This is a genomic window from Thalassoroseus pseudoceratinae, assembly GCF_011634775.1.
In the GTDB taxonomy this organism is placed as follows: Bacteria; Planctomycetota; Planctomycetia; order Planctomycetales; family Planctomycetaceae; genus Thalassoroseus; species Thalassoroseus pseudoceratinae.
On the sequence record NZ_JAALXT010000001.1, the window covers coordinates 1048009 to 1073615 of the forward strand.

16 protein-coding genes are annotated in these 25607 nt (G+C 55.0%); 3 read left to right on the plus strand and 13 right to left on the minus strand.

The features are described from left to right. Nucleotides 1–23: 23 nt before the first annotated feature. The gene (locus G6R38_RS03915) at nt 24–707 is read left to right on the plus strand and encodes an SDR family oxidoreductase (RefSeq protein WP_166820351.1); all 684 of its coding nucleotides are present in this window, start codon (nt 24–26) and stop codon (nt 705–707) included. Nucleotides 708–717: 10 nt separating this feature from the next. Here the strand turns inward: G6R38_RS03915 and G6R38_RS03920 are convergent, their stop codons facing one another. The 3 genes from G6R38_RS03920 to G6R38_RS03930 form a co-directional block, all read right to left on the minus strand. After that, nucleotides 718–1635, minus strand: coding sequence for a rhomboid family intramembrane serine protease (locus tag G6R38_RS03920; protein ID WP_166820352.1), 918 nt, complete (start codon nt 1633–1635; stop codon nt 718–720). Between the two features lie 125 nt (nt 1636–1760). Beyond that, entirely contained in the window at nt 1761–2750 is a 990-nt protein-coding gene (locus tag G6R38_RS03925) for a GTPase (RefSeq protein WP_166820353.1), read from the minus strand. Nucleotides 2751–2858: 108 nt separating this feature from the next. Continuing rightward, complete coding sequence (locus G6R38_RS03930; RefSeq protein WP_166820354.1) at nt 2859–6620, minus strand: FtsX-like permease family protein; 3762 nt, start codon at nt 6618–6620, stop codon at nt 2859–2861. Between the two features lie 179 nt (nt 6621–6799). Here G6R38_RS03930 and G6R38_RS03935 point away from each other — a divergent pair, with 179 nt between their 5' ends. Further along, nucleotides 6800–7414 carry a hypothetical protein gene (locus tag G6R38_RS03935; RefSeq protein ID WP_166820355.1) on the plus strand — a complete coding sequence of 205 codons (615 nt, stop codon included), beginning with the start codon at nt 6800–6802 and terminating at the stop codon, nt 7412–7414. A gap of 160 nt (nt 7415–7574) precedes the next feature. Next, complete coding sequence (locus G6R38_RS03940; protein ID WP_166820356.1) at nt 7575–8342, plus strand: queuosine precursor transporter; 768 nt, start codon at nt 7575–7577, stop codon at nt 8340–8342. Here G6R38_RS03940 and G6R38_RS03945 read toward each other — a convergent pair. The 10 genes from G6R38_RS03945 to G6R38_RS03990 all read right to left on the minus strand — a co-directional run bounded on the left by G6R38_RS03945 (nt 8322) and on the right by G6R38_RS03990 (nt 25576). Next, nucleotides 8322–9842, minus strand: coding sequence for a DUF6798 domain-containing protein (locus tag G6R38_RS03945; RefSeq protein WP_166820357.1), 1521 nt, complete (start codon nt 9840–9842; stop codon nt 8322–8324). The genes G6R38_RS03940 and G6R38_RS03945 overlap by 21 nt on opposite strands. A 67-nt stretch (nt 9843–9909) precedes the next feature. Next, entirely contained in the window at nt 9910–10278 is a 369-nt protein-coding gene (locus tag G6R38_RS03950; RefSeq protein WP_206028448.1) for an RNA polymerase subunit sigma, read from the minus strand. A 190-nt stretch (nt 10279–10468) separates the two neighbouring features. Further along, nucleotides 10469–11518: a DUF3891 family protein gene (locus G6R38_RS03955; protein WP_166820358.1), complete on the minus strand. Its 1050-nt coding sequence runs from the start codon at nt 11516–11518 to the stop codon at nt 10469–10471. A gap of 156 nt (nt 11519–11674) precedes the next feature. Continuing rightward, nucleotides 11675–12379: a hypothetical protein gene (locus tag G6R38_RS03960; protein WP_166820359.1), complete on the minus strand. Its 705-nt coding sequence runs from the start codon at nt 12377–12379 to the stop codon at nt 11675–11677. Nucleotides 12380–12411: 32 nt separating this feature from the next. Further along, complete coding sequence (locus G6R38_RS03965; RefSeq protein WP_166820360.1) at nt 12412–15957, minus strand: DUF7133 domain-containing protein; 3546 nt, start codon at nt 15955–15957, stop codon at nt 12412–12414. 92 nt (nt 15958–16049) lie between these two features. Further along, nucleotides 16050–17513, minus strand: a complete 1464-nt coding sequence (locus tag G6R38_RS03970) for a hypothetical protein (protein ID WP_166820361.1) — start codon at nt 17511–17513, stop codon at nt 16050–16052. A gap of 30 nt (nt 17514–17543) precedes the next feature. Beyond that, nucleotides 17544–19979, minus strand: coding sequence for an ABC transporter substrate-binding protein (locus tag G6R38_RS03975; protein ID WP_166820362.1), 2436 nt, complete (start codon nt 19977–19979; stop codon nt 17544–17546). Between the two features lie 95 nt (nt 19980–20074). Beyond that, nucleotides 20075–23500, minus strand: a complete 3426-nt coding sequence (locus G6R38_RS03980) for an ATP-binding protein (RefSeq protein WP_166820363.1) — start codon at nt 23498–23500, stop codon at nt 20075–20077. Then, entirely contained in the window at nt 23487–24116 is a 630-nt protein-coding gene (locus tag G6R38_RS03985) for a DUF4194 domain-containing protein (RefSeq protein WP_166820364.1), read from the minus strand. Before G6R38_RS03985 ends, G6R38_RS03980 begins: the two co-directional genes overlap by 14 nt. A gap of 2 nt (nt 24117–24118) precedes the next feature. Then, nucleotides 24119–25576: a DUF3375 domain-containing protein gene (locus G6R38_RS03990; protein ID WP_166820365.1), complete on the minus strand. Its 1458-nt coding sequence runs from the start codon at nt 25574–25576 to the stop codon at nt 24119–24121. Nucleotides 25577–25607 lie beyond the last annotated feature (31 nt).

Sequence of the window (25607 nt, forward strand, 5' to 3'; positions counted from 1 at the left end):
CCCACCGTAGAAGGCTCAGCAGGATGTCGAGAACGATTGTCATCACCGGTGCAACACGTGGGTTGGGCCGGAATTTGGTGGATCGCTTTGTGGAATCAGGGCAAACTGTGGTCGGTTGCGGTCGCTCCGAATCCGCTGTGGCCGAACTCCGTGAACAGTACGGATCGCCGCACGCGTTTGCCGCTGTGGATGTCACCGATGACGCAAGCGTTCAACAGTGGTGTCAATCCGTGCTCGACTCGCACGGTCCGCCAGATTTGCTGATCAACAACGCTGCCATCATCAACCGTAGTGCCCCATTGTGGGAGATTACGGTGGATGAGTTCTCGCAGATCGTGAACATCAACATCGTCGGCGTGGCGAATGTGCTTCGCGGTTTCGTCCCGCGAATGAACCAACGCGGTGAGGGTGTAATTGTGAATCTCAGTTCCGGTTGGGGTCGATCGACCTCGCCGGAAGTCGCACCATATTGTGCCACGAAGTTCGCCATTGAAGGACTGACGAAAGCACTCGCTCAGGAACTCCCGAGTGGCTTGGCAGCGATTCCGCTCAATCCTGGGATTATCGACACCGACATGCTTCGCAGTGCATTCGGATCGGCGGCGGGGAGTTATCCCAACGCCGAGCAGTGGAGCCGCACCGCCGCGCCGTTTTTGCTTGAACTCGGCCCGAGAGACAACGGTGAATCACTCACCGTTCCTCATTGATCGCGTTTCGTCACCGCCGTAAGTCTCGCCAAAACTTTGGTGCGTAGCCGACAATCATCCCGATCACCAAGCCCCCGCCGTGCGCAAAATTCGCCACCGGACCAAGAATGCCAGTGAGACACAAGAAAAAGAAGACCACAAAGAACACGATTGTGTTGTGATCGAGATAAATCCCCGAGTCCGGCGCGTAACGAGTCTTCATCCACAGATAGCCAAAGAGTCCATAATTCACGCCGGACATCCCACCGAATCGCGGTCCGCTCCAAAAATACTGAGCGAGATTCGAACCAATCGCAGCGGCAATCACGAACAACAGCAGTCGCCAACTCCCGCGACGGTACTCCATCATCCCGCCAAAGTAGTACAGCCAATAGGCGTTGAATAACGCGTGCAGGAAGGGGATGCTGAAAATCGAACCGTGTAGAAAAATGGGCGTGACTAGCCGCCAAACCTCACCACTTCGGACGTCCGCTAGACCATCCCAATACATGTAGTAATTACTGATTTGGTAGCTGGCGATCGTGAGTTTCTGGTAGAACGCACCCTCGTCTTCCCCGGACCGCGTTACGATCGTCACGAATGCAATTCCGATGAGGAGCCCAATCGTTACAGGCAAACGGCCGGCGGTGGGGTTTTGCCATTGGTCACGCACATTGACCATGCGTTTGGCGGCGGCTTTGGCTTCCTTGAGTTCTCGCGCACGCAACTCGTCGGCCACTTCTCGAGCCGCGCGATATTTTTCATCGTTCGGGTTTTCCCGGAACGCGGTCAATTCTTCACGGGCTCGATCCAAGTCATCTTCTTCAATCACCCAAACCATCCACCGGTCTTCATCCCGTTCGATCGTCACCCGCATACCGCTGGCGAAAAGATAATCGGTCAGCCGTTGGGCTTCTTCGGATTGCTCGAAAGTCGCGAGTTGTCGCATAACGGGAAGAATCTTCTGGGTGTCTAGTTCAGTTAACGGTTGATTGTAGCGGATTGCGTCTTATGGAAACCCGGAAACAACAGCGTGTTCGTTTCCACCGCGGTCATCGAAGACCGAACTGCTGTCTAAGCGTGGAGTTCGACAAGATCACGGTCCGCCAGTTGATGATCACGGCCAACGCTTTGCCCGTCGTGAGCACTCTCGCCCCACACTTTTGCGAATTTCAGGGACTCGGCCAAATCGCGGTGCACCTTCACTGCCAGATCCTCGACCGTACCACCGACAGGAATTGTGAACGGGTCCTTGTACTCGGCCGGTTTGCCGGGGGCTTTGGTGTAAACGCGAATCACTCCGAGCATCTGAAAAACGCGATCGCGCAGTTCTTCTCTCGAATCCTCTCGATCGAATTCCACCCGTTGAATCTCGAAGGGCGTTGGCACCATCTCGCGGAAGTATTCCAGACGTTCCTCCAGTCCATCGGAACCCGCACGGGTGACAACCACCAATGTTTTCACCTGCACGAGACTGAAATCGTCATCGACGAATCCATTTTCGCGGCCCAGCATCGTACTCCGTGAACGGAATTGTTCGAGTAACTCCGCGGTTTCGTCGGGGGCATCGTCTGAAGAACCATCCAGACACAACACCACAAGATCCGCAGTTCGGACCAGGTTCAACACATACGGCTCCAAATGATCCGCTGTGGTGGGCGGGGTGTCGATCAGTTGCACGGTTGCGTCTTGCCAAGGCATCATGCCGGGCATTGGTTCGTGAGTGGTGTAGGGGTAATTGGCGACTTCCGGTTCGGCGTTCGTCAGCTCTGCGAGCACTCGACTTTTCCCCGCATTCGGGGCCCCCAACACAAGAACTTGCCCCGCGCCCTGTCGAGGAAACCGAAACGTGCGGCCAGTCTTCGGAGCCTTCTTCTCGGTTTCGACGTCTTGCTTGGCTTCCTTCAGACGCGTCTTCAAGTCGGCTTGGAGATGATCTGTCCCCTTGTGCTTTGGGATGAGTTTGATCATCTCCTGCAAACACGCAACTCGTTCTTCTGCCGACTGGGCCCGGCGGTATGCGTCTTCGGCTTTGTGATATTGCGGCGTGAGGTTCGCAGGCATGGCGATTCATTCCACCTGAGGCGAATTCAAATTGAGAGCTGAATCTTAGCAACCCAATCCGCGATTCAACAGTAAACGTTCCGCTGCCTTTCCGGGACGAACAGTGTGTTACTCGGACCGTAAAGTCGCCAGGATCGGCGTGCGAACAGCTTCGATGACCGCCATCAACGCAGCCACCATACCGACCAGGAACACGCCGAACAGAATCACACCGACCGCAGGCCAGGGGACATCGGCTCCGGTGCTGGTCAAATGCGGAGCCATCGCCACCAATGCGGAAATTGTACCGGAAGCCAATCCCCACACGAGCAAAAACGCATTCTCGCAAAGAACCAACCAAGCGATCCGTGACTTCACAAAGCCAACGCTCCGCAGCAACGCGAGTTCGCCGCGTCGCTCCAGCACATTCCGCAGCATGACGGTAGCCAATCCCAACGTGCCAAGCAGTAATCCCAAACCACCCAGGGCTTCGAATGTTGATAGATAGGTATTCTGCACCTCCAAAAACTTCTGCAACCGTTGCCCCACGGGTTCGGCGTCGAAACCGTAGTCGTGCAATCGTGATTCGAGCAGGTTTCGAAGTTCAGCGGTCTCCGACGGCGAAGCATCGACGAGAAAATACTCGTAGCCAACTTGCTCGGGATACAACTGTGTGAAGTACGATTCCGCCATCGTCAACACCCCCTGAAACACGCTGCCGTCGAACATGCCAACAATTCGGAGTGCGTGCGTGGGATTGCCTTCAGTCGGCACGGGAATGAGATCTCCCACGGCCTTGTGCAGACTGTACTGCAACGTGTTCATGTCCCCAAAGACGGGGTACGCTGGAACCGTGTGTTGTTGGCCATCGGTGGTTGTCAGCGTGACCTCTTCCGGCGGTTCTTCGAGCAATGTCCATGGATTCTCCCGGTCGGCACCAATAAATTTGAATCCGCCGCGTTCAATCATGCGATTCGGCACGCCGAGAATCGTTGGCAACCGAGTCTGATAGATGTTCAAACAACTCGCATTCTCTCCCGGTCGAACGCGAAATGGCATCACGGTCATTTCATCGAGCAGATGGTTCTTGCGAACGGCGTCGTCACGGGCGGCTTCCAGTTTCGCGGGCTGATCTTGATACACAGCCTCATTGACGCTGATTGGCAGCTCGACTTCATCACGTCCACCGGGCGTGCTGAGGTCGTACAGAATCGGGGTGGACGTGGAGGCCACCAACGTGAACCCACCGTTGCCACTGTTCTTGTCAGGGGTTTCGGTCGCCGGGTTTCGATGGCCTGCGGCAATCGCCACGATCACGAACGTCGCCGAGGCAATTAAGGCGGTTGTTAGATTGCTTCGAGACCGGTTGCGAGATGCGTTACGAATGCCGAGTCGGCCGGAACCAGTCCAACCCGATCCACGAACAAAGACACCGCGATTGCCGCCCGTGTACCAATTCAAAAAGGCAATGCTCGCAGTGAGCATCATCATTCCGACAACAAAAAACGCCACAACTTGCCACGAGATGCCCATAAACGCTTCCGACGATGGGACCAATCCGAGGACGGCCGCAATCAGCACGGCCAACGAGATTCCGGCTCCGATGATGGCAATGCGGAACGATCGCGTTCCCTGCGATTGTTCTTGTTCGGTTGTCTGAGTCGGCTCGCTCACGCCAGCGAGTAGCTCGCGGGTTGAGATTCGATTGAGTTTTCGCAGTGACCACCAAATCGTCGCCAATGCAATTCCCGTCGCAATCGCAAAACCGATCAGCAAACTCAGCGGTTTCACGTAGACGTCGAGAAACCGCGTCCCGATGGCCCCGTACCACCAGGTTTTCAGACCGTAGACCATCAACTCCGCGTAGCCGACCGCCGCGAGTATCCCTAGCAATCCTCCCAAACCGACAACGATCAAACCTTCGCCGAGAAACTCTCGACGCACTCGTTGCGGCGAAAAACCAACCGCCGTGAGCAACCCGATGTTCGTCGCGCGTTGATCGACTCCCAAGCGAAATAACAGACCGATCAAAATCGTCGCGGAGAGAATCAAGAAGAAACTGAAACCGAAAAACAGCCCCGAGAAATCGGTCGTCCCGCTAGCGGCCTGTAAGCTGCGATATTTGATCGGCAAGAACGTCAATTGTGCGTCTGCTGGATCAAATTTCTTCAGGTATGCAGAGACGAATTCTTCCTTCGCCGCTTCCAAATCCATGCGGGCATCGGAATCTTTGGGGGTCATGCGTAGCGATGTCACGTTTCCGTAACGGCTGTTCCACAACTCCTGTGCGGCTGCCAACGACAAGAACGCCTTCGGTGTCGCAGGGTACATTTCCCAAAAGTTTTCGTCGCGTTCGGTAATGATTTCCCGCTTCATCGGAAACGGTTCTTGAATCTCGTCGAACGTGCGAGCATCGGTCACGCCTTTGACAGCCGGAACTAGACCGCCATCGACCGCGGCCCCTTCATCTTTGACAATCGCCGCGACACGGAATGACTTCGTTTTTTCCGGAATGTTGCCATCCGCATCAACCACGTGCGAACCAACGACGTAATACGTCATTGCAACTGTATCACCGACGGACACTTTCAGGTCTTCGGCAAGATAGTCGTTTAGAATAATTTCATCGTCAGCGAGCGGCCATTTTGGTTCTTCTCCGAGGTACGGAAACGGCTCAAACGGTGCCGGTTGCGGGAACGGCAAGCCCGCTACCAGCGTATACATGCTGTATCCTTCCCCCTGTTGCTCCTCGTATGTGCCGTCGTCTTTGCGAATCCGACTGCGGTAAACCACTTGGCTGCTGTCCGAATTCCGCAATTCGTTGGCGACATAAATCAACACCGACGAAGTTGCCCAACCGAGTTCCTTGGCGACGGCTTTCCCGGTCTCGGCGAAGGGATTGGAAAGAATCTGCTGATCGCTTTCCAACGACAGATAGTTGTACTCCTTGTTGACCGAAACCCGCAATCCGAGATCGTCGAACGACATCGATTTCCGAAGCAACGAATCAAGCGATTCCGCCGCCGTGACGGCTTCCGAATTTTCAGCCATCGACGATGACTTTGCCTGTGTAAACAAAGCGTTGACCCGGGCGGGATGCTCGATCCGCTGCTGGGTCTGTCGGTTGCGTTCCGCGTAGGCGGCCAATCCCAATGCCTTCTGCAACGTGTCGAGCGGTATAAACGCATTCAAGGGCAGTTGCTGGGATGGTCGCAACTCCAACCGGCCCACACCAGACGCCTCCGGCAGAATCGCCGCGACGGTGAGGTCCAATTCAACGGACGCTTGTTCTTCACGATCACCGAGCAGAGAGTCTCGCGGAATCGATGCCGGTAATTCAATCCAGAGTCGAACCGAGTCCCCCGGTTTGATGGGTTTCGTGCTGCCGTCGTGCGAACTCGCCAACTGTTTCGCAAGTGGTGCACTGAGCAGAACTTGATCATCGGTCGGACTCGACGCATCGCCGTGATTGGTCAAACTCCAGAACCGCTCATCAATGCCCCACACATTGACTTGCCCCGCTCGCGCGAATTGCTCGTTGCTCTCATCGGCCGTCGAGAGTTCCCGCTCGACCGCACCAACCAACGCAATTGCCGGAGCAATGCTAGGGGATTCGGAATCTGTTCCTTGATTCTGAAATCGCTTGGCGAACTCCGGCTGCGAAGCAATCTGGGGGGCGAGGTCTTCTCGAAAGAATCGATAAGAGGACAACGCAAAGTCGATGTTTCCGAGACGTTCACGGCTCATGGTTTCCAACGAACCGCGAACGGAATCCCCCACGACCAAGGCACCACCGATTACCGCCGTCCCAGCCAACACACCCAGCAAGACCGCCAAGTGCGTTCGCCAATAGTACAACAAGCTTTGTAGGCGAAGTTTCCAATTCGACATCAGTCAATATCTTCTGAGGAAGTGTCGTCTTGTAATCCGTTCCAACGAATGGAACTTTTTTCCAAAAAGTGTCGGGCTGCCCGCAGACTCGCTCATTAAGGGAGTGTGAGAACACAAACCCTATTCAACAATCATGACAAGACGGCTCCGGCGGGCCAAGACCTTGAGGGAGATTTGCGATGAAGACGATCGCCACGACGTTTGCCATTCTGACAGCCACCGCGTTTTCGGGAGCCTGGAGCAACACCGCTCAAGCTCAAGTTGATCCGCACATCGATCAACTTGCCTGTCAGTTGCAACGTCAATCCGCCGCCGCCTGTCGCGAAGTGTACCATCACTTCCGCAGTTCACCGCACTTCCAACATGCATACACGGACCTCTACGAAATTTACACCCTCGCGACGCACATCCATGGGATTTCTCATCTCCCGTGCGAAATGGATCATATGCGAGAAGATGTCGCGGAAATCGATCGACTGTTCCACCACACGGAAACTGTGGTCGCTCGCATGGTCCAATGTCCTCGCACACCACACGGGTACCACATGCAACGGCTTCAAGCGATGATGCGTGGCTTGGAACAGACCATTCACCATCTTGATGAAGACCTAAGTCCGCTGAACATTCCCGCTGTGACTCCGCCCGTCCCGCCGTCGATTGGCCCGGCACTGCCACCGGTTCCACAAACGGGATACCGTGGTGGACGCCGCTCGGCACGATCCCGTGGCTACAACGGACGGACCGTTTCGATCGGCAACGACCGCATCGGTATCTCATTCTCGCTGGGACGATAAGGTACACCGCAACCAACCCCACACATTTTCACTGAAGCCCTGAAGCGACTTGCTTCGGGGCTTTTCTTCTACGCGCGGGGATCGCTAGGATGAACGCACTCGACATGTTCAGCGGCCGATTGGCTTGGTCGGCCGCCTGATGCAATCCTGATTGACGACCATGACACCCCGCACCACATTACACCTCAACCGTGACCGATCGGAATTGGCGTTCCTCGCGTTGGCGGGCATCTTTATTTCATCAATGACGATGCTCAACATTCTCGGTGCCACGCGAATTCTCGATATGAGTTTCACGCTCGCTGGGCTAAGAATCCCACTATCGGTTCCGATTGGTGTGCTGCCGTATCCAATTACCTTTCTGTGCACCGACTTGATTAGCGAAGTCTACGGGCGACGGCGAGCCACTTGGGTGGTGATCGTCGGTTTCATTGCGAACTTGTGGTTGCTCCTGATTATTTGGCTCGGTGGTGTGCTGCCAGGTTTGAATTCCCCCGTCGAAGATGTCGCTGGTCGGCTGCCGTTGTTCTTTGAAATCCGTGCAGCCACGCTCGGGGGAACGGTTGGTTCGATGATTGCCTATTTGATCGCTCAGTTTTGTGATGTGTACTTATTCCACTTCTGGAAAGACCTCACAGACGGCAAGCATCTTTGGCTGCGGAACAACGGGTCAACTCTCGTCAGCCAATTTCTTGATACGTTCGCCGTGCTAACGATCGCTCACTTTTACGCCGGTATTCTGCCGATGGACGCAAACCAACCCGTTTGGCCGCAACTTTGGACGTACATCTTTTCCGGCTACGTCTTCAAAGTGGTTTTTGCACTGCTCGACACGCTACCGTTCTATTGGCTCACTTCATGGCTAACCCAGTGGGTCAACACGATTCCGGAGTCGCCGGAAGCACCATCATTTGAGCAAGTCGTCTAGCCGAAACACCTGGTAGCGGCCGCGTTGAAACAGGGGTTTCACGGACATCTCCTGGTCGGTCTCGAAGATGACATGCGTCAGACCGCCACGATTCGGTTTCCTCAGCACATCCCGAAGTTCTTCATTCGACCGTTGGAACCACTCCACAACATTGACTGCGTCCTGTGGAATGTCTTTGTACGCGAAATACTCCGCCCGCTCGGCGTACCACTTGAACGCCCAAGTGCTCCGTGGCGTATAAAAGACGGCGTCTGTCGGAGTGTTCTCACGAACCCACTCACACGTTGCCAACCAATCGGCCAATCGCTCGGGTTTCATTCGACTGGGGTTGCGATTTGCCGACGGCAGAAAAACCGCGTACGCAAAAACGATGGCGAACAACGCGAATCGTCGTAGTGGTTGGGAAACCCAACGCATTCCCAATCGGGCCGCCATCAGTGAAACCGCCATGGGCAAAGCGATATCCACCAATCGAAACGGATAGAATTTAAGTAGCGATTGCCGAAACTCGAAGTATGGCATCTCAAGAGCCGGACGCGGTCCCCAACCCAATCCGATTCCGACGATCGCAATGAGCACACTGCCGAGCACGAAACTCGTCCACCAGCGATCGTTCGTCGTGCGTTCCGTCTCAGGACGAATTAGCAACCACACCGCCAGCAAGACACCATAGCCGAGATAGGCACCGAGCGGGATCTCCATGGGATCGAGATGGTGTCGCAGCCGAATGAAGACATGAATGTAAGTGCCTTGCCGAGTTTGCTTCGGTGTCGCGTCCGCCAAAGTTTGCAATGCAGGGACGATTCCCGGTAACGCGCAGACGGTCAGAATACCGATCGCGATGAGAATCTTCGACCACGGTATGACATCGACGGACGGGTTCTTCCACGTCGCCATGCGACGCAGCAACTCCGCAAACCCTCCGCAAATGACTCCCCAGATTCCGACAACCGGATGAAAACTGATTGCCAAACCAAGACAAACCGCACAGCGATAGAGCCGTGAATCTAGCCAGTGGGCGATGCCGGCAAACAGCAATCCATAGCTGAAAACTTTGCCTTCTACACCGCCGACAACCCACTCACCCGAGAAGTTCCCCACAGATTGCATGGCTAAGAATAGCCATGCTGCATACAACGGGGCCCACCGAACAAGCCCAAGACTCCGCGAGAGCTTCGTCCAACCAAACGCGAGCAATCCCAGCGCCACACCGCGACCAACCCAGGCGGCGGTCGCAAAGGAAGTGAACTTCGTGAGCCAACCGACGGTGAGATAAAACACGTAGTGTGTTTCACTCGAGTTCAGAAAGAAGTCGCTCGGTGCGAACTCCGGCTGCCAAAAGTGCTTCGCGCGGGCAAGATAGTGCGGTTCATTCACAGACGGCACTGGCGATTGCCAAGCCGACACCAGAAGAAAACTCCCCCAGACCGCCAAGCCCACCAGGCACGTCCATCTGCGACGCTCAGAGAGTGACGATTGTGTAGCGACCGCTTCACCCATGATGAGTCGTTCCCAAAATTGAGTTGCTCATGGCCCACACTTCCGGGCCAAGGGGAACAACGATCGATTACTTCTTCTTTTTCTTAGCGGTCTTCTTGGCACCGGCTTTCTTCTTGACGGATTTTTTTGCGACCGTCGACTTCTTCGCTGTCGTTGACTTTTTGGCTGCCGTCGACTTCTTTGCCGTCGTGGATTTCGCCTTGGCTTTCGGAGCCGACTTTTTCGCAGTGGTTGATTTCTTCTTCGGTGACTTCTTGGCCGAGGATTTCTTGACCGTCGTTTTCTTGGCGGTTGTCTTCTTGGCACTTGTCTTTTTCGCGGGAGATTTCTTCTTGGTTTTCTTGGTGGTCGATTTACTGTTCTCACCACCGAAGATGCGATCCCAACCTTCTGAAAACTCGGGATTCGCGCCGACTCGAATGATCGGTCCACTCATGATGCTTCCTCGTGCTGCCTGACTCGATGAACTGAATAACTAACGAACTCGATTTTCGAGTCCGATGACTTCATGTCTAAAACGATTGCATTGAATGCGAGCGGGAATTGTTTTCGACACGCGAAACCTTGTCAAGCTGGGAACAGCGTTTGGTCGGTTATCCGTTGGAAAAACCCCACTTCCGACACCGCTACCACCGAACAAGTCTCCATTCGAGTCGATCTGTGGACGACTTTCGCAGAACGTCACGGAATTCTTGAGTGGTATAACGATCCGCGCGAACGCGTCGGGCCGTGACCGAAACCGTGCATGGGTCCTGATCGAAGGGATACGGCGACATCGCAAATTCGACTTCGTTCAGTGGTGTCATATGGAGTGAACTTCCTTCGGGCAGCGTCAGCTCCTCCGTTTTCGACACTCGCCCCATGCACAACAATAGACTCAACCGATCGAAGAATTGCAGCCAGCGGAACCCATCGTCTTCGATATCATGTCGCCATTCCGAATCGCCAAGTTCCTCCCGATATCGGCGTTGCGTTTCGAGTTGTCGATTCCGAAATTCAGATGCTGCCGTGAACTCCGTTAGTTCGTCTTTTCGACTCTCGATCGCAGACTCTGCCAGAGCGGTGAAATGTCGACTGACCCACAACCCGCCCCAGACGGAGCCTTGATCAATCTTCCGCGTCTGTCGATACCCGTCGGCGGCACCGCCAAGTGACATTCGCTCGATCAACCCGGCTTCCAGCATCAATGCAATTGTTCGGAAAGCGGTCGACCGGGAGATCTTTGTGGCATCGTCGCGTGTCGGCAGACGGTGCCACATCAACTCGGCATCGAATGCGTCGTGGGTCGAGAAAATTTCTTCCGCGACAATCGTGCGTTCGTGCGTCATTCGCAGACCGCGTCCCTGCAAGAAGCTGGCAAATTCTTGCAACACCGGCACACTCGATTGCCGCCCCGAATGGCAAATCGCAATGCTTTTTTCCCAGATGCGTGTCGAGACGGCCATGGGCATTTCCGTGAAATTCAATGGTCGCCCGATGGTCTCGTCGACGGTGGGAGCCTGTTCCCAGTCCAGCCATCCCTCATCGTGATCACGGACGGCGGGGATCAAGTTGGCTCGTTCGGGAAGACGAGGAACTTTTGCATTCCCCCATGCGACTGCCAACGACTCGGCTAAGCGAGCATGATCAATCTGTGAAATCAACAACCAATCGGAGTCGCATTCCCGTCGTATCATGCCGCCTCCCCATTATTCACATATCACGCGGCGGAAGACTTTTCTGCTGCATTCGCAAGAGCGATTGACTTTTAACCGTATCGGGTCCAGCTTCGCGGAAGTGAGAAGCTAAAGACATTTTCCACCCCTCATCGAAACAGAAAACCATAGCACAGTCTAACCGAGGGATTCCGGCAGCAGGAATTTCACTTCGCATTCCGGACACCGAGCCTTTCGTCCCTTCATCTGCTCGAACATCGCTTCTGGAAGCTTCAGCGGGAACCCACATCGCGGACATGCAATGAGCAGAATTCGTCCTGTTGGTTTTGGTTTGGAAGTTGCGACTTCCTTTTTTGCACCTTCGGATGCGGCATAGGACGCCGTCGATGGGGGATCTTCCGCGGATGTCTCAGGAGGTTCAGCGGGACTCGGAACCGGACCTTTCCGAATCACGTCATCCATCGCCGGTTGGGATGGTACGTCCGGTGCGTCGGCCTCTTGGTCAGCGACAGTTTGCAACGCCATTTTCGCACGCCAAGCAGCCGGCATCGCCCATTCCGCGGGATAGCCGTATTTGTCTCGCAGCAACTCCACAATCACCGCTGCTTGGTGTTCCGTCCCCGATTTCCCACCCGATGGGTGTTCTTGCACGGCAGCGAGTGTCGGCGTGTCGTCTTCGTCGGCAATACTTGGCAGACGGCGTTCGACAACCGGTTTTGACGGAGTAGCTGGCTTCGCAGACGCAACGGGCGTTGCGGATCCTGGCTGCATTGCGACCGCTTCGGAGGCTCGTTTAGCGGCCTCAGTGGCCAACATCGTCGGGTAGTTGTATTTCTGGACCAGCAGTTGTTCGATCTGCTGAATCTCGCCGGGATTTGTCATCTCTCACAGACCGTTCCAGGTGTTTTGAATTCTCACCGCTCCACTGACGGACTCGAAATCGTGGGCTTAGCCCGTTGTTCTAAAAGATACCCTAACAAATCATTGAGATCGGTAGGAGTGAGACTTTCCTCCCAGTTGCTTGGCATCAACGACAACTGCGACCGAACCCGTTCCAGAATTTCCGACTTCCGCACGGAAAACTCTTTTCCTTTGTTATCGGCAAATATCAGAGTTGCATCCTCGGTGCGGCGAAATAACCCGGTGCGAATTTGTCCGGAGTCCAATGCCAGCGTTTCACTTCGGAAGGCGGCATCGACATTGCGATTGGGGTCGAGAATATCTTCAAGTAGACGCGTCACCCCTCGAATTCCCACGCCGTCCAATTGCGGACCGATCAACGCCCCCTCTTGGCCGATCCGATGGCAAGCCGCACAGTTCTTGCGAAAGACTTCCGCACCGTGCTTGGCATCCGGTGTCGCTTCCTGGAATCCACGAGCACGGTCCGCAATGACACCGACCAACCGCTCATCTTCTTTCGGAACTCGCTTGATGAGCGATTGCAGTCGCTCCGCGAAATCGTTGTTTTTGTGTGCCAAAATCTTCTGACGAACTTCCGGACGAACCAATAGACGCGGCGACGCCCGACCGTCGGCCACCAAGTCCAACAGTGTTTTCGTGCCGTTCGCGTCCGCAGTCAGCGTTTCCGCCAATTCGCGTTGTCGAGTCCCCGACGCCAATTGCATGGCCAGTTTCAGCAGCCTCTCCACATCATCACTGGCAGACTGATGTTCATCCGAGTCCAAGAATCGGTTGAGAATTTCCGTTCGCAACTCCTCCGAAACCTGCGGGCTTCCAACCACACTCAGCAACGCCGACCATCGTGAGTCCGGATGCAACGCCAACAAAACGCGTGCCGCCCGTACCTGCTCGTCCACGCGTCGGGTGTCGTCGCGAAGGACGGCCCGAGCCGATGGCACCATTTCTTCGAGCCGAAACCGCCGAGTTAACTCCACCACGGAAACAGACGCTTCGTTTTCGGTCGGATTCAGAGGTTCCCACGAGAATCGACCGGCAGCCAACCAGGCATATGCGGAAGCATCATCACCATCGACGATCTCCAAGTAGACCCGTTTGCCAACCACGTCTTGAGACGACCAAACGACCTTCTGAGCCGTATCATTGCGAGGTGGGAAAGCCCGCTCCAAGACAACGTCCATCTGAGCGTCACGCAACTGAATGTAGTTCTTGTCGTGAGCTTTGCGATCGGGAAACCCACGGTGTCCGGCGAGAAAGAATTCGAGCGTCTCGGGCATCGTAAACACAGTCGACCGCAATCGTCCGGTATACTGCTCGCCCAACGGAAAACTACTCAGCAACGTCGCCGGTTGGTTGTCCGACGACGGACGATGACCGATCGGCCACCCGTTTTCTGTCGTTCGTTCTTTCGATGGTGGCAGCCGTCTCCAGACGATTGGTTTTGGTTGCTGCAAAACCCTGGTTGCCAGTTCGAGTGCCCAATCTCGCAGCCGATGATCGACCTTGCGGCCGGTATTCCGAAGTCCGTCGTGAATCGCAATCAGATGTTGATATTGCTTGCTCGGCCAATCGGCGAACCGTTGTTGAATCACGGGTTGCAAACCTGCCAACGTTTCAGGATCTCCATACCGAGCGATTTGCTGCAATGCCGTGTTTAAATTGAGTTCCGAGTCTGGCACGGCTTTCAAATGTCGTGCGATCAATCGCGTTGCAGGTTGCGACGGCACGGCGAAACACAGTTCCGCAATGAGCAAGTCCTCTCCGACATTGCCATCGTTCAACAGTGCAGTGCTGATGTCGTCTTGCTGAAGCTGATTCCGCAAGGCAATTCGAATTGCATGCACGAGATGAGTATCCGTCGGCGATGCTCCCAACAATGACTCGTGAAGCGGTCGGAAATTTTGAAGATGCGGGTGTCTTCCCATCGCTTCCGCCGCCGCTCGTTGCACATGCGGATTCTCGTCCCGCAACAATTGACGGGCCAACGAACGAACTGAGTCGTCCCAATCCGTTGTCTCTGCCAAAATTCTCGCCAAGTGTGTCCGCACGATTTCCGACGGATCGTTGGCCAATCGACTCCGAATTTCCTTCGTCAGACCATCAAGCCGAAAAAGAATCCAGGCGGCATGGGCACGTTGGGTCGGTGACATCGCCGTGAGGATTCGTGCTTGCACAAACGGAACGGCCTCGCTTGCGTGAACTCCAACGATCTCGTTGGTGGCGAGCGTGCGTCTCACCAAATTCGCCCCGGCCAGTTCTTGCCAGAGGTGCGGAAGACCTTTCTTCAAACTTGAGTCACTCGTCAACGGCTCAGCATTCTCACCGGTGTACACGATTCGCCAAACGCGACCGTGTGTGCGGTCCCGCCGAGGGTTGTTAAGCGGAACCTCGTAATGACCAATGATCGCGTTGTAGAAGTCGGCCACATACAACGCTCCATCGGGTCCCACTTGGCAATCGACGGGCCGAAACCACGGATCATCGCAGGTGATGAAATCGGGTTGCGTGTCAACTTCGGGCGTGGAACCATGCCACTTCAACTTATCGCGGTGAACCCGTCCCGTCACCGGGTTGCAGAGAAACAAATTCTGCCGATAGTCCTTGGGGAATTGATCGGCGGCATAAAACGCCGGTCCACAAATCCCGGTTGAACCATGATTGTGATTGATCATGTCGGGCCCAAACCCCAGCCCATCGTGCGGCTTGCCGAAACTCGAATAGTACGCCCCGCGAATCAGTTGCGTGAGCGGTTTGGAATGGCAATCGGCGGTGTAGATGTTGCCGAATTCGTCGAACGTCAAGCCGAACGGATTCACCTGCCCCCACGTCCATTGCTCGAACTTCGAACCGTCTTCGCGAAAGCGGTACGTGTTGCCGGAATTCATTTCGGTGACGAGACCCTCACCATCCGTAATTCGCGACGTGTTCCGAAACCCGTGACATCCGTAGATCCAACCGTCGATCCACCGTGTAAAACTGTTTGCCATGCCGTGCGTGTCGACGTTGCCGAACTGGCCATAAAGTTTCTTCCGCGAGTCCGCATTGAGGTTGCCATCGGCATCCGGGCAGAACCAAATGTTCGGGATGCTGAAGACAATCGCACCGTCATCGACGGGAACGTTACCAATCGGGATGTTCAACTTCGTCGCGAAAACCGAATGCTTCTTCGGTTGGCCATCGGTGCCGATGCCGGAAAAGATCGTCAGCCGATCGCGGGGTGGGGGTGTCCCCGGTTTGCCGAAACGGGCGTCTCGCGGCTCGACACCGGGCATCTCCACGGGGTAGGGGTACTCGACCGAGTGCGTGACCCACAACCGACCGGCAGCATCGAAATTGAGATTCATCGGCTGCCCAATCGTCGGCTCACTGGCCACCAATTGAATCTCGAAACCGGGTGGGAGATGAAACTTCTTACGTTGCTCCGCTGGTGAAAGTGGCTTGGTTGGGGCGATCAATTCTGGTGACTGAGCGAAGACTGCTCCAGTCAGGAGAAGACCAACCCCGCAATAGAAAACCGACCAACAACAAGAGCGCGACTTCATCAAGACATTCTCCGGCGATAAACCAAATTCGCTCGCCAAAGGTAACAGATCGCCCACAACGGATGCCACCCGTCCACAAGTCCGCGCGGTCACTACTCTGGTCGCAAGCCGTTGATCTCTTCGACGAATTCTCGGACTTTCTGCGGGTCGAGATAGCGATCGATCAACAGGCTAATTTCATCGCATTGCTTTTGGATTTTTCGGACGGCCACATTGTTGCGTTGCTTGCGGGCCCGTTCCAGACGTGGAAGGCGAATTTGCGTGAGGTCGGCTTGCAAATCGGCCCGGGTGGGCAATTCTTGCAGCGTCTTCAATTCACGATCGACGCCTTTCCAATTGTTCGCTTTGGCGAGTGCTCGTGCCCGAATGGTCGCCGCCGCACGACGAGCGACGACATCGACGAGTCGGCTTTTCAGCTGATCGATATCCCCCTCAACTTCCAAACGCACACCGTCATCCGGCAAATCGACGGTTGCGAACTCTTCCAAACCGGGTGCATAGGGCAGTTTCGCGAGAAGTTGTTGGCCGCTCTTGATGTAAATCCACACGATCCGAGCCGCTTGAAAAACGGGAATCTCGACCGTTCCGCTGCGGTCGGTAAACAAGTCCGCAAGTTTCGTCTCCGGTTCGGTCGCAAGTCTGGCGGAGGTCGCGACAGTCACATCGTGGGCAGCCAATCGACGATCGTTGTTTCGTCGTAGCCGAAGTTGCAACGCCGATTGCGGAAACAACGGCTTCACCGCCAAACCGTAGGTGCGAACACGTTTACTCTGGGCACTGCCCAACGGCACGCGAATTCCGGAAACGAAATGGCTCACCCCGCGACCACGCTCGACACCATCCACCACGAGATAAGTCCACGGTAGAAACTGGTTCTTCCGCAACGAACCATCCCGGTTGCGGTATTGAATGAATGGCAAGATCACGTCATTGGGATGCACCTGCGCTCGAAGCGGATCGGTCGTGGAATCCTCGATCATTTCCGGAGGGGTGAACGCCCCCGCTTTCAAGGTGAATGCGACCGCGCGAGTTCCCAGATCGACTTCCCCAAGTTCCACGATGGGACGAAACACGTCCCCCATGAGATCGTAAATGACCGGTGGACTGGCCGACAAATCCCGCACACTCGCTGACTTGGTTGGCCCCAATGTTTGCGAGAGGGTGTCCCATTCACGAACGGAGATTTCCCAGGCTGCTTTCGAACGAGCGATTCCCACGAAAAAACGCTTCTCGAATTGATCGGTTTTTTCGCCCTGCATCGACAATGCCGTTGCAACGTCCATTCGCTGCAACCCCGATCGGCTGGCGAACATCGGAAGTTTCTTGGACGAAACAGTCGCGTTCCACGAGTTTCCAACGTTCTCGTCGACTCGGTCCTGCAATTCCGCCAACACGTCCGATGCGACCGACGGAACCAAGTCACGCGAGCCCGAAAAGAACACATCGACGAAGCCAGTGTACGGAATCTTTTCGAATCGCTCGACGTCGGCGGCGTGCACAGGCAGCGCGACGCACAGCGTGAGCAGGCAGAGATATCTCAAAGAGTTCGTCAGCATGAAATCACACAAGAAGGGTCTGAGATGCCGTCAATCAGGCCAAGCGGCCGGTAGTTTGCGGCGAATCGTCCATTGTTCAATGTTCTGATACGGCGTGAGCGGGGACGGCAGGAAGCCTTGCACATCGCGACGGAATGCCAGAAATTCGTCAATCTCCCAAAGTGGGATGATCAACACTTCCGATTGCAGCAAGCGGTGCATTCGACGCAACCGAGCGAGTGCCGTTTGCCGATCAGACACCGTATCCAATTCCAAGAACTCCCGTCGCAGCCAATCCGGCAAATGTTTCAATGAGGAAACTCGCACATGCTCATCGAGCGTCACGAATGGCCACAACTCTGTGAGTGGATCAGCAATGGATGCCGTGCGATAAACGATATCCCAATCGAGCGAATCCTGTCGCACCGGCTGACTGGGATCAATCAGTTCCACATTGATTCCCGTACGCTTCCAATCGGCTACCAAGATTTCGGCCGCCTTCCGAATGTTGGCGTCGGGTTCGCAAATCATCTTGAGCTTGGGCAACTCTTGCTTCATAGCCTTCTTCGCTGCCAAGCGTAACGCGACCGCCAACGTCAAATCCTGGGTTCGTGGTTCGACCAACGAATTGTAAGCCGTATGTGCAGATGGAAACGGCGCGGAAACGATCCGGCCGTGTCTTGCGTCGGCTCCGGCGAGAAACACGTCTTGCAAAATCTGTGGCCGTCCAATTGAGTACGCCAATGCTCGTCGAAGTTCGCGACGTTGCAGCGGTTTGCTAAGCGGATTGAACTGCAAGACATGTGTCACCAGCAACGCCATCGGAACCACAACAAATTCGCTCGTCGCATTCAACCGGTTCAAGTCTTGATGCCGTGTGGGCGCGAGCATCGTTAAGTTGCCTCGAACCAAATCGCGGACGGCTTCGTTCTCATCTGTGTACTTCTTCTCGACGACTTCCGCCACACGATATGCGTCCGATGGAAGATCGCTTTGCGGAACGGCTCGCTGATACCGAACAAGATTCTCATTCCGTTCAACTTCGACAAAACGCCGAGACAGGAACTCGCGATCCTCATCGATTGGGCTCGCCGGAAGTGGGAAATGGAACAATGGCTCGATCCGCAACGGTACACGAGCCAAAGCGATTTCGAACTCCAACGGAGAGCGAATCCGGATGGAATCGACGTAGTCTGCAAACCGTTCGTCGTAAGCCGACGATTGGGGATCGAGTCGCCGACTCAGGGCATCCGCCAAACGTGGCGCGGTCACCGGCTCCCGACTTTCCCAAGTGGCCATTTGCGGACGCAACCGAAACGCAATCCGCCGCCCCAAATCGGTTGGTTCCCATTGTTCGAAGAACCGAGTTCCATACTGGGGTTGCTCCTCGAAGCGTCCCAATTCGAACAGCATCAACCGCTTCAGGTAATTGGCTCGGCGATCGGCTTGTGTCGGTAGAAAGTAAGCGGGCGACTCTCCCGGAAGTTGCCGGACACCGACCGTGAGACGTTGCCAGCGGGATTGCAATTTGCCATACAACGCTGGCAAACCCGGCGTTCGTGGCCAGATTTGTGCGGCTTCTTCAACGAGGGTCACCGCCTGCGAATAATCGCCCGCTTCCTGTTTGGCTTCGATCGCTGGGAACAACTCGCTTGTTTGCTTTTGCAAATCCGCTTCCCAATCTTTCACAACAGGATGATCGGGATTGAGCCGATGCAGCCGACCGACGTAGTGACGTGCCTTGCGAAAATCGTCTTTGTCGACCGCAGCCTTGACCAGACTTTCCGTTGCCTCACCCAGTTGCTCTTTAAGGTTTGGAAAACGTGGGTCACGATCGAACAACTCCTCAAGGTAGACCAACGCCAATTCCGGTTCGCCGGCTTCGTACTTGAGTTTGGCTTCCAAGAGCAACACCCCATCATGCCGACGTTGCAAACCTTCCCAGTTTGGATCGCGACGATCGAGATGCGCAAGCAAATTGTACGCGTCCTTACTGTTCTTTTCGCTGATGAGTTTGTCGATTCGACGCAGAACAAGGTCTTCGTGATGGATGATTTCTTGAATGTGACGCGGATGCAACCGGAACTCCGGTGCCTCACCACCATCAGGAAGAATGATGGTCACATACTCCAATTCCTCCAATCGCTTCGCGCGGTCGGCACGTTCCTGTTTGGTTCGGGCCCGCTCCTGCTTGATCTTCTCTTGCTGCCGTTTCAGCTCTTCGATGGTGTCCGGTCGTGGATAGATGGGTTCAGAGACGATGACTTCATCGGTCTCGAGGTGAACCCAATCCTTCGGGGTTTCCGAGAGAAACTCCGCTGCGGTCGGAAGTTTCATTTCACTGTAGAGCGGCAGTTTTTCTTCATCGTCGTCCGCATTTGGTTTTTCGCTTTCGGCATCGGATGCCGGTGCGTCATCCTGACCGAACGTGACGCTCCCCGAAAATGCGAACAGCCACAAGAACACCGAGAGCCAAACCCAACGCATGCGAGATTCCCAAGAAAATCGAAGATCAATCTCGTGTATCGTAGCCCTCATTCGGGCCCGACCTCAAGCGTGTATGGTGAATGCGGAACTGGTGTCTACCGCGGTCGCCGCCGGAGGCGTTCGGTGGCAGAGCGAGAATCGGACTCGATCACATCGCGTTGCACCTGCGAATCAAACTCGGTGGCGGTCATGGCGTGAATCTGTGAATGACTGGCTTGATCTTTCGTGACCAGGAAATACCGATTCACGAACCCATCCGTCACCCGAGCTTTCGCATCCAACGGCGCGACGATCAGAAGTTGCAAACCGAACCGATCGAACAAATTCAACGCGTACTGAGAATAGCGGTCGTCGACCTTTGAAAACATTTCATCAACGACGACAAAATGAAACCGATCGCTCGTTTCGGCGGACGGATCGATGTTGTACTGGTACGCGATCGACGCCACCAAAATCGTGAACGCGAGTTTGGCTTTCTCCCCGCCGGACTGGCCGGTGCTGTCTTCATAGTAACTGCGTTCGGCCCCGGTTTCGGTCTCGGTTTCCCGCGCTGCAAAGTCGAACCAACGCCGCACATCGATGACTTTGTTTCGCCATCGGTCCTCTTCACGCAATCGGGAAATGAGTTCCTTGATCTTCAGGAACCGTCGTTCGTTTGCGTTCGCATCGTCGTCGAACGCATCGGTCAGACAGGCGGCGAGCGTCTGTTGAAACTCGATGATTTCTGGATCACGGACGCTTCGCATTTCGAGTTGCATGTGCGTGCCGGTGCGGTATTCCAACTCGCGGAGCGACTGATTCAGCAAGTCAATCTTTCCCTCGATCGCCGCCCGTTCCATCTGCAAACCCGCGTTCAGTTGGCTTAGTTCGCGCGTGACTTTGTCATTGAGTCGCCCACGAAAGCGTTCCTCATGCCGAGGCAGGTCTTCCTCTCGGATCGATGTGAGCAACTCGTTGAACTGGTCTAAATACCGAGCCGACGGCTGCAGGTCCGCTCGTTCTTGCGGAAATTTCGCCAGATACCGCGCCATCATTCGCACCAACTCATCGTGAATCGGTTCGAGTTCTTCTTGCAGTTCCTGGCGGTTGGACAGTTGCAGTTTTTGCAGGTCATCGCGGCGGGTGAAGAAGTTCTCCACCGTTAACGGGTCCGACTCGACTTCTTCTTCGAGGTGCGTCAACGCCGTCTGAGAGAACTCGGACTCGTCCTGAGATTTCAATTGCCGATATGCATTTTCGATCAATTGATCGGCTTGCCGACATTCGAGCGACAACTCACCTTCCCGCACGCTCAACGCATCCCGCTGCCGGGTGAGAGCATGCTCGCGGTCGGTCAACTCGGTCAACCGATCCCGCAACAAGCGGACCTCATGACTACCGCTTTCCAGAGATTGACGCTCTTCTTCGAGTTGTTGAATGGCGTCGTCGTGAGCAGTCGGATCGATCGTTTGGAAATCGTAAATCGTTTGCAACTCGGTGAGGGCGGCGAGTGTCAACCGATCACTGGTTCGTTGCGATTCGATATCCGCGATCTGGCGATTTAGTTCCTGCTCTTGGGATGCCAGTTCTTCGATGCTGCCAACCAATGAGACCCGCTTCTCGCGGTTGTCCCAGCCGAGCACGAACCGCTGCCGATCGACCGACCAATTGCGATCGTCTTTCGTATGACGAACCGAACCCGATTTGATGTGCCGATCCTGTGTGACCGCCAATCCCGACGCGGCTTGGAATTCATCAATGGAATCGCAACAGCGGTAATCAAATCGGCTTTTCAACTCAGCCTTCAACCAAGGCAACAGAGAATGCCCCTCGCGAAATTCGAGTTTGCGGATCAGGGATTTTGCATTGGGAATCCGTTCGGTTTTCAAGCTGCGTGTCGGTTCAACTCGCAGATAAACGAGCCGTTGTCCGGCACCTGCGGAGTTTCGAAGACGCCTCTGGTTGATGTAACTACTGACGGTGCGGTAGTGCCGATCAGGAACGAGCAAACTTAACGCGAAACTCCGCAGAACTAGTTCGATGCTCGGTTCCCATGCAGATTCGGTTTCGGCGACACGCATTAACTCCCCAGCGAAACGCAATTCATCGATCGGCAAACCGAGGTCGTCACAAATTCGCTGCCGGAGTTCCACCAAACCAAGCGGCAGGTTCTCACGACGGCTGTCCATTCCCGAGACTTCGGATTGAATGTCCGACATTTGGCGTCGAATTTCAGCTCGCTTCAGAACGAGCTGTTCGTAGTCGACATTGGACCGACTTAATCGTTGTTCGGTTTCGGTTTTGATGCCGGGAAGCTGTTTCTGAATGGAAGACCACTGCTCGGCGTTGGACACAGTCTCAATCACACCAATGCGTTGGAGCGATGCATGAAACTTTTGATTGGCTTCCCGCACACGGTCGGCTTGCAACCGATGCGACCGCACCAGAAACGGGATTTCACGAAGACGATCACTGCCAGCATTTTCGATTTGGTTCTGCAATCGCCGGGCGTCGTCTTGCACGTCGCGAATCGACTGAGCCAACTCCTCTTTCTGCTGTCGCAACGATTCGAGTTCCCGTTGTCGTTCCGCGGCCGCCGGTTCGAAGACCTCGATGGTCTTTTTGAGAAAGAAGTGATTGGAGGCGTCGATCATCTCCTGCAAATCGTGGAGTTGCATTGTGTGCCGTCGCCATTTTGAGCCGTGTTCCTCGATGGGTTCGAGAAGTTCGGCTTGCTGGCGGACACGCATCAAACTTTGGTGAGTCTGATCGAGTAAATCGTAGTGCGTGAGAAGTTTGTCGATCTGATCCCCATGCAGCGAGGGTTCGAGCATGTGGTTGCGAATGAAATCGCTGAGCCGCTCGATGTCTTTCACGGCGACGGTCTGATTGAAGGTGTCCATCGCCTTCGGTTGCAACCCGGTCGCTTTCTGAAACCAAGTCTGATACTCACTGAAATTCCGAGTAGTGCGAAAACCGCGTTCTTGCAGTTGCAGCGGGAGTTTCTTGCCACTGGACTTCAACCCCGAGCAATCGGTCGCAATCGACTTTTCCGCATCCGCAAAGCAGTAAATCTTTTCCACGCGACCGTCAGCGTTCAGGTGCATGACCTGAGCAATCGAGATGGCCCGTTCGGATTGGGCATTCCGAAAGCATGCGAGCAGCACGGAATAGTGTTTGCCGTCGGGTCGGAGGAACTGCACATCGCTGCCACCGTCTTCGCTACGACTGCGACGATCGTACGCTCCGCGAATATAGGTGCGTTCGTCGCGTTCCCGCTTTTTGGCTCCGGCGGCGACGTTGTAATTCCGAACCGCTGGGCGAACCAGAAGCGTGAGTAGGGCATCGACCAAGGTGGATTTTCCCGAGCCGTTCTCACCGATTAAAAGCCCCGTTTGACCGTCGGGTTCCAAGCGGTAGACCAATCCACGACTCGCCGCCGAGGTGCTGTCGAAGGTTCCCCAGTTGGTCAGTTCGAGATGATGGAGACGATATCCGAGTTGTGTGCCGACTTGATGTTCCTCTGTTTTAGTCATCACCATGATCGCGTTCGATCTCCTTCTGATCTTGAACCGCCAGCAACCGGGCTTTTATTTTTTCGAGTTCCGCAACCGACAACCGCGCTTTGAGTATCCGCCGAATTTCCCACTCATTCGCATCTTTATCCAACCGGCGAATGAACTTGAGGTCTTCCAGTTTGCTCAACGAAGTTTCGAGCGACCGCGACAGCCGAACTTCGTCCGATTCGTGCGTGAAGAATGATTTCCAAATGTCAAAGACTCGATCCGTGGCAATCAGGCAGCGTTCGCCGTCAAGATCTTCGATCTCAAGTCGCCGCAGTTCCTCACGGAGTATCACGCACAACAGTGTGGCATCATAACTGAGCCGGGTCCGTCGAAAGAGTTTCGGCAGCTTGTCGTAACCGGTGGGAAGATCGCCATCGTCGTCGGCTTCCCACTGACGCACGTACGCAAAGCCTTCTGATTCATTCACGACCAGCCGTAGTCCCAAAGCGATTAGGTAGTTCTGCAATGGAGACTGATGACGGAGCAGGGCATCCCAGGCAGGGAGATCGTCGTGATAGACCGGCCCTTGCAACAGCTTCGCGGCAGCCAAATTCCAATCGCGAAACGCGGGAAGTTCAATTTCCGGCTCCATGACTAATCCCACTCCTTATGCGAAACGAAGGTGACTTCCGGCACGGTGATCTTCACAGGACGATTAATTTCCGGTAATTGGATCACCACGTCTTCGGAGCTTTCCGAATCGATCGTATGCCCGTCGTCATTGGCGATTTGCAGGTACGCCAACACGTCCAACACACCACCAGTCGGAGGATGCTCAACCAACAATTCCGCGAGTGTGGTGGGACCGTCATCTTTGACGGTTTGCCGAATCGTCTGCCGCAGAGCTGCGAAATCAATACGTTGCATCCGCGTGAACGATTCAAACTGCTTTTGCACCGCCTGCGAGTCAAGCACGGAATCGACCAAATCGACGACTTCAAATGTCGGCGGTGGCGTCCAGAACATGCGACTGGTGGGTGAAGACAGTGGGATCGACTCGTCGATTTCCAGATAGAACACGTCTTCGAGCGGCTCGTCTTTGAGTTCGACCACCAAACCTTTGATCTCCTGCAACAACTCCGTGAGCTGCTGGTGTTCACGGCCGCTACGTTGATCGAGCAGTCGCCGGAGACTCGCTGACAAACGTCGCTCGGTCTGCATGACCTGGTTGGCTTCCGCGAGCAACACCGGCACGATTTGCCGCAGCGTTTCCACTTCGTGCTTCGCGTCGGCCAAACTTGGCATGCGTTTCAATTCGCCCACGAGCGAACGCAATCGTTCTTGCTGGTCCGGCGTTTGGATCAGGCGAAAAAACGCGAAGAAACTGGCTCCGTGTTCGTCCTGGCGGAGCGAATCCTCAGCGGAGAGAGCATCTTCCAGAATCCCGCTGCGGGACCCCCACCCCTGGATTTGCCGCTGCTGCACATCACGGGCAATCTCCCGGAAACGCTCTTCGACAACCCGGAAATCCCGCTGAAGTTCCTTGAACACGGTCACCGCCCATGAGAACTGTTCTCGAATTCGGCTATCCGACCACTCGACGGGTTGCTCGGCAGTTTTGAGATACCGAATCTGTTCGTCGATCCGGTCGCGTTCGGCTTCGAGATGTTCAATGTGAACGGTGGGATCCGGCGACGAGCCGACCACGAGTTCTTCCAAGGTCTCGACGATATGGGTCAATCGAGTTTCCGGTCCGACAAAGTTCCCCGTGGTGTCCATGGTACGTTCGAGGAACTCGAAAACGGCTTCCGTTACCGGTGTGAGTTGATAATGTGGTTCGGAACGGTCGAAGTCTAACGTCCGTCTCAGCCACCGTTTTTCGTTGGAGCACCAATCCGCTAGGTATACTTCGGCTTTGTCACCGAAGGCTTTGGGAATTGAGTCTTGAAAACTCCGGAGTGCCGCTAACAGGTCCGAATGGGGAATGACAATTCGGCCGCCACTTCGGAATTGATCGGAAAGAAATTGAACGACATACGGCGCATTCTGAGCCCGCAGAAGGCGAACTGCTGGTGAATGTTCAAAGTGGTCAATCAATTGTTCAAGCCGCATGGTGCCCCATTATACGGGTTTTCCCACCAAG